Below are 6,284 nucleotides of genomic sequence, written 5' to 3' on the forward strand. Positions count from 1 at the left end.
GAATTTCGGGAAGTGGAGGCATTTTTCCGCCGTGTGGTGCGGCCTATCGTGGTGCGTCGGTGGAATAGCGACACGCTGTTTTCGCTCAGCCGGGATGTACAGAACGTATTGAAGTCGCTCGGTGTGCCCGACGCGCAGCAGCGCTTCGACGCCCCGTCCCGCGTGCGCGATCCGCGTGTTCGCGAATGGATCGAAAAGAACGGTAAGCGCACCTGGCTGCCGTTTCCGGGCTTTCCAACGTCAGGCGATGCAGGGCTGGACAAGACTCTCGGAATGGCCGAGGGCCTCATCTATTACATGATCGCCGAAGTGCGCAAGCTCGGCACGACATACGAGGACTTCGCTCGGCAGTTAGGCGAGTTGCCGTGGGAAGAGCGAGAGGAGGATGAGGCGGAAGCAGTTGCACACGACGCCGAGGACGAGCGGCCCCGTCGTGCCTTTGTTGGGGCTGCGCATAACTTCTGGCCTAACACATTCGCCGAACACGTCTGTCTCGGTGTCGAGGCAGTGAACGACCACAAGGATGAGGACAAGTTGGAGGCAGCGGCGCGACTGGCGGCAGCCATAAAGATCGGCTTTGACCGTCCGCCGCGTTACGAGCGGAGTTGTATATCGCTTGAGCAGGACTTCCGAGACCTCGTAAACCTTCCGATATGGAAGAAAAGACACGAGCTGTACGCCGTGTGGGTCGCGAGCCGCATCGCCGACGCTCTGCGCGATCTCTCCTTTGAGTGGCATCCCGACGGGGACATGCTGCGCTTTCCCTTCTCCGGCGCAGAACTGGCCACGCTGCTTGGCGGCGATGGTAGTACGCACATCTTCTGGACCGAGAAAAGAACGGCGTTAGCTGGTGGCGGCCTTTTCCGGCGTAAACACATCCAACCTGACTATCGCATCATGACGGTTCCAACTCACCGCAACGACGCTACGTCGCTGGTGATTGAGTGCAAGCAGTACCGGAAGTGGAGCAGGCAGAATTTCGGTGCTGCGCTCGACGACTATGCCAAGGGCTGCCCAAAGGCACCGGTTGTGCTAGTGAATTATGGACCAACAGACCCGAGCATTCTCGATCTTGTGGACGCTTCGCGGCGCGACCGAACTTTCCTTGTGGGGGACTTCAAGCCCGGAGAGAATGCTGCACTGGATCGTTTTCGGGAATTGATACGCAGCGTCTACACGACTCGTCCGACACCCCGCGTCACGGGAATGATTGGCCGTCAACGCCTCAGTATCACGGGGGGGGAGCGTTTTTGCAGTTTTCCACTTGCGGTTCCCATGACCGAGCAAACCGAGGGTGCTCCTGTCCTAATTTGTCGAATTTCCGAGGTGAGTCCTGGATCTCCGTTGACCATGCGGGCAATTATTGACAGAGCCAGTCCGGATTGGGCAAATAGGGTTAGAAATAACGATTGGTTGGTGTCATTTCCATTGTTCGACAAAGAGGTTCCGCGAAACGGCTGGGCTCTTAATGCGCCGATAGCCGGTTCTTTTGGTAAAAATTATTTTGAGCAGACACAGGATTTGATCGGGCGAGCCAAGGAGTTGGCCGATCTCGATCCGAAAGGCCCTTTTTCCAAGTTATTCGAGAAGGCACGCACGCAATTTGCGGAAATGGTCCCCGAAGTCGCGGCGTGCTTGTTCGATGATACGTCGAAAGTCGCCGAAACCTTGGCTCGCCTCGACTTCACCGACCTGTGCAGGCCAACAGCGGTGGAATTGCTCTTCGATGTATTTATGGCCGTGACATCTCATAAAGCCAGTTGGTTCATCAAGAGGTACTTCTGGACCTCCACACCTGCAGGTGATGGAGGATTGTTGGCAATCGGGCTTGGCGCGGACGGTGGTATCGTTATTGCGAGCTTTTACCCAACTAAACAGCACCCACAGCTTGGTGCGATCTTTTCTTGTCGGAGCTGAGGTGCCCTTCGCACAATGCGAACATCGTGATGGGGGCTTTTAATAATGCCTCGGCCTAACGAAACACTCCAACGGACGGCTCCGCCGCCGCTGAGTTTCGCGTTAGGCATCCTTAGCCATGTAGGTCGGGCAAGCTGTTTCTACCCGACATTCGGTATACTGTGATGTTGGGCAACGATAAAGCGTGTTGCCCAACTGTATGATTAAATCTAATAAAATATTACCCAGGAAATCAAGTAAGCTTTAACCGTTCATTGGGAGGCCGTCCCAGCCTGAGGACTGGTTGTTGACCAGAGCCTGCGCGGTAGATGGGCCCCCGCCCTATTCACCCATGCCGTGGAGTATCCGAGGCCTGGAGCCTGCATACACAAGGATGGCAGGTGCATGTGCAGGGGCGGACAGTTTACTTTCTTTAGCCCCTGCTGACAAATGATTATGGCCAACAAACAACTAAAAAATACGATCCCTGAAGCCAAACCGACGTTATTTGCCGGCATTGATGTCGATGCCGAGGAACTGATTCTGGTGATCCGCAAGAACGGCAAGCCCTTCGATCCCCAGAAGTTCGCCAACACTCCTGCCGACCGCGCCCGCTTGGCCAGGAAACTGACCAAGCTGCCCGGTATCATTGTCTGCCTGGAAGCCACCGGTGTCTATCACTTTGATTTAGCCCTTGCCCTGCATGATGCGGGGGTGTTGCTCATGGTGATTAATCCCAAGGCCTCGCATAACTTTGCCAAAGTCTTGATGAAAAACAGCAAGACCGATGCGGTCGATGCCGACACCTTGGCCGAATATGCCGCAAGAATGGACTTCGTCGCCTGGACGCGCCCGTCCGACGAGAAACTTGCCCTGCGCAGTTTCGCTTAGCCAGCGTGAACGCGTTAACCGGTCAGAAAGCGGCCGCCAAGAACCATCTGCATGCACTCACCGCCACCCAAGAAACGCCGAAAGCAGTGTTGAAGGATGCTAAATTGGCGACCGCCCAGTTGGGGAAGCGCATCGACCGCTTAACCGCTGAAGCACTGGTCTTGATTGGCCAATATCCCGAACTCAAACGGGCACTGGCGTTGCTGACCGGCATCAAGGGCATCGCCGAAACCAGCGCCATTGCACTCATGGGTGAACTCCTGTTGCTGCCGCCCGACCTGTCGCATCGGGAATGGGTGAAGTTTGCAGGCCTCGATCCCAAGGCTGTCGAAGGCCGGCAACCGCCATATCCGCTCGGCCCTCTATATGCCGGCCTTGAGCGCCAAATCGCATGACCCGCACGTCAAGGCTTATTTCCAACATTTACTCGATAACGGCAAGAAACCGTTACAGGCGGTCTGTGCGGTCATGCGCAAACTGCCCCATGCTATCCATGGGATGTTAAAACACGACAGGCCTTTTGACAACACCCGTTTTTATGCAATTCCGGTCGCTGCCGGATAGTCATAATCATCGATTTATTGGTTGACTTTGAACAGAGTATCTACGCGACTATTTCCCAACTCAACAACCACCGGAAAATAAACGTGGTCTGTCCCCTATTTCCCATTTCTTGTGGAATATCTCAATTTACCTTGACTTTGTAAGATAATATGTATAGACAATAGGGTGCGTTGTTAAAATTAACTAGAAACCGAGGAGATAAAAATTATGAGAATCAATCAAGTTATTGCGGGTGTATTGGGGGTGTTGTTAATGAGTGGTTGCGGCGATCAAGTTTGGTGCGGAGAGAATGGGTGTAATAGTCAAAGAACGTCGACCCACGCCGAGCCGATGAACGTCCAACACGTAAACCGCAATCCATAGGGTGCATTAGCCATGTGTCGGGTTAGCGATAGCGTAACCCAACACGGGGTGCATCGGGCGTTGGGTTACGGCTATCGCCTAACCCAACCTACGGGCTATAGAGCAATAAAAAAGGCCGCAACTCAACGAGTCCGGCCTTTTTTTACAGGTAATACTAACTGATTAAGCGATAGATTTTACTTTTGAATTCAGCCGGGTAGTTCGGGCATGCTGTTTATGCCCGACATTTTGATGCTCGAATATCACTCGTGATGTCAGGTCTTGCAATCATGCATCCGGCCTAACAAAACGCTCAACCGGAGCGCGGCCATTTAACACTTTGTTTATTTTCAGGCTTTCCGTAGCGTAGCCGCGCCCGGTTAGCTTTGCGTTATGCAGCTCATTAGCCAGCCTGTAGGTCAGGGTACGCGTTAGCGTTCCCTGACATTTTGTCTTTATTCCCCCCTTTTCAAAAGGTGAAACCAGTGTTTAAAAAAACCGCCTCAAATAAACCCCAGTATAGGAAGCCGGATTTTGGGAAACCTGCTTCGGCGTTCCTTCCGCAACCAACGTCCCGCCACCGTCACCGCCTTCAGGCCCCATATCAATTATCCAGTCAGCCGTTTTGATGACATCCAGGTTGTGTTCGATCACGACCACCGTATTGCCGTGATCCCGTAGCGTATGCAATACCATCAGCAATTGCTTGATGTCGTGGAAATGCAATCCCGTGGTGGGTTCATCGAGGATGTATAAGGTTTTTCCGGTGTCGCGTTTAGACAGTTCCTTGGCTAGCTTAACCCGTTGCGCTTCACCACCTGAAAGCGTGGTGGCATTTTGCCCTAATGTTATATAACTCAGGCCGACTTCAACCAAGGTGTGTAACTTACGCGCCAGCGAAGGCACTGCGCTGAAAAATTGGGCGGCATCCTCCACCGTCATGTCCAGTACTTCCGTAATCGTCTTGCCTTTATAACGGATTTCCAGCGTTTCCCTGTTATATCGTTTGCTCTTACAACTATCGCATTGCACGTAAATATCCGGCAAGAAGTGCATTTCCACTTTAATGACACCATCGCCTCTACAGGCTTCACAACGCCCACCCTTCACATTAAAGCTGAAACGGCCTGGCGTATAGCCGCGTGAACGCGATTCATGCGTAGCGGCGTACAGTTCACGGATGGGCGTGAACAAGCCGGTGTAAGTAGCAGGGTTCGAGCGTGGCGTACGACCTATCGGGCTTTGGTCAATGTCAACGACCTTATCGAAATGATCCAGTCCGTCTATGGCTTCGCAAGGTGCAGGAATAACCCCCGCCCTGTTAATCAATCGGGCGGCGTGGCAATAAAGGGTGTCGTTAATTAGCGTTGATTTCCCTGATCCTGAAACACCCGTCACGCACGTCAACAAGCCGACGGGAATTGAAATCGTCACATTTTTCAGGTTGTTGCCGTGGGCATTGCGGAGAGTGATTTGCCTGCCTTTATCTATAGGCGTGGTTGATTCGGGTACGGCAATGCCAATTTTCCCAGACAAATATTGCCCGGTTAACGATTCACTATTATTGAGAATGTCATCCAACGTCCCTTGCGCGACGATACAGCCGCCATGCACACCCGCGCCTGGGCCTATATCGACGATATGTTGGGCTGAACGTATGGCATCTTCATCGTGTTCGACGACGATAACCGTGTTGCCCAAATCGCGCAGCCGGAACAAGGTGTTCAACAAGCGCTGGTTATCGCGTTGATGCAGGCCGATTGACGGCTCGTCCAGCACGTACATCACACCCACCAAGCCCGCCCCGATTTGGCTGGCAAGCCGGATACGTTGTGCTTCTCCACCGGAAAGGGTGTCGGCGCTGCGGTCTAGTGTCAGGTAGTCCAAGCCCACATTCACCAGAAACTCTAATCTTTCCCTGATTTCCTTGATGATCTTTACCGATATTTCGCCGCGTTTGCCGGGCAGATTCAGCCCGTTGAAAAAGCCCAGGGATTGCCTGATAGGGAAGCGGGTCACGTTATGTATCGGTAATTCGTCTATGAATACATTTCGCGCCGAACTGTTCAATCTAGCACCATTGCAAGCCGTGCAGGGTTTTTGGGACAGATATTTTGCCAATTCCTCACGTACCATTTGCGAATCGGTTTCGTGGTAACGCCGTTCCATATTGGCGATAATGCCCTCGAAGGGGTAGCGCCGTTTAGTCGCCGCACCGCCGGGATTCATGAAAGTAAATTCGATAACTTCCTTGCCGCTACCATAGAGCACGACTGCCTGAATGTCTTTGGGTAGCTTGGAAAATGGCATTTCCGGGTCAAAACCGTAGTGCTTTGCCAGTGAACAGATAATCTGGTAATAGTAAGCATTGCGCCTGTCCCAGCCTCGGATTGCCCCACCCGCCAGGCTAATGTCGGGATTATGGATAATCAGGCCGGGATCGAAATGCTGCTTGACTCCCAGCCCGTCACAACTGCTGCACGCCCCTTTAGGGTTGTTGAATGAGAATATTCGGGGTTCCAGTTCGCTCAGGCTATAGCCACAAAGTCGGCAGGCATAGCGTTCGGAAAATATGTGTTCCTTACTGTCAA

At 53.0% G+C, this 6,284-nt stretch carries 5 protein-coding genes; 4 read left to right on the top strand and 1 reads right to left on the bottom strand.

Features of this window, described 5'->3' with window-relative positions; all coding sequences use genetic code 11:
• The 4 genes from ACLQ6D_RS14375 to ACLQ6D_RS14390 all read left to right on the top strand — a co-directional run.
• Positions 1–1,917 (top strand): hypothetical protein (locus tag ACLQ6D_RS14375; RefSeq protein WP_411728004.1); only part of this gene is annotated, 1,917 nt, incomplete at its 5' end.
• 429 nt (positions 1,918–2,346) lie between these two features.
• Positions 2,347–2,787, top strand: a complete 441-nt coding sequence (locus tag ACLQ6D_RS14380) for an IS110 family transposase (RefSeq protein ID WP_411728005.1) — start codon at positions 2,347–2,349, stop codon at positions 2,785–2,787.
• 5 nt (positions 2,788–2,792) lie between these two features.
• On the top strand, positions 2,793–3,182 hold the full coding sequence (locus tag ACLQ6D_RS14385) for a hypothetical protein (RefSeq protein ID WP_411728006.1): 390 nt from the start codon (positions 2,793–2,795) through the stop codon (positions 3,180–3,182).
• Positions 3,154–3,351: a hypothetical protein gene (locus ACLQ6D_RS14390; protein ID WP_411728007.1), complete on the top strand. Its 198-nt coding sequence runs from the start codon at positions 3,154–3,156 to the stop codon at positions 3,349–3,351. Before ACLQ6D_RS14385 ends, ACLQ6D_RS14390 begins: the two co-directional genes overlap by 29 nt.
• Positions 3,352–4,182: 831 nt before the next feature.
• On the opposite strand, the gene uvrA is transcribed toward ACLQ6D_RS14390, so the two are convergent.
• Positions 4,183–6,284, bottom strand: a 2,102-nt coding sequence (gene uvrA / locus ACLQ6D_RS14395) for an excinuclease ABC subunit UvrA (RefSeq protein ID WP_411728008.1), incomplete at its 5' end; no start/stop codon positions are given.

Source organism: Methyloglobulus sp. (assembly GCF_046714055.1).
In the GTDB taxonomy this organism is placed as follows: Bacteria; Pseudomonadota; Gammaproteobacteria; order Methylococcales; family Methylomonadaceae; genus Methyloglobulus.

Bases quoted from the DNA above. Each gene is read 5' to 3' on its own strand.
- ACLQ6D_RS14380 (WP_411728005.1), top strand. From the start codon at position 2,347: ATGATTATGGCCAACAAACAACTAAAAAATACGATCCCTGAAGCCAAA.
- ACLQ6D_RS14390 (WP_411728007.1), top strand. From the start codon at position 3,154: ATGCCGGCCTTGAGCGCCAAATCGCATGACCCGCACGTCAAGGCTTAT.